This is a genomic window from Bacillus sp. SIMBA_074 (assembly GCF_046534555.1).
Classification (GTDB): domain Bacteria; phylum Bacillota; class Bacilli; order Bacillales; family Bacillaceae_G; genus Bacillus_A; species Bacillus_A mycoides.
The window spans coordinates 1-233 of record NZ_JAWRYM010001285.1; the positions used below are offsets into that span (position 1 = coordinate 1).

General features: G+C 59.7%; 1 protein-coding gene. It reads right to left on the bottom strand.

The window, feature by feature from the left end:
• On the bottom strand, positions 1 to 233 hold a 233-nt coding region (locus tag SB773_RS34850), incomplete at both ends, for a class I SAM-dependent methyltransferase (protein WP_410595141.1).

Below are 233 nucleotides of genomic sequence, written 5' to 3' on the forward strand. Positions count from 1 at the left end.
CTAATGCCGCGAAACTGCAGCGAGGCAATCAGCGCGGTACAAATAGCCGCCACATTACCGTGGCCGCCAAACTCTGCCACAAAGCGCCCACCTGGTTTTAGGGCGCGCTTGATGCCAGCCAATACGGCTTGCGGGTCTAGCATCCAGTGTAGCGCCGCGTTGCTAAAGACCGCATCAAACTCATGATCGAAGGGCAACTGATGGCCGTCAATGACCCGCGCCGTCACGCCGCG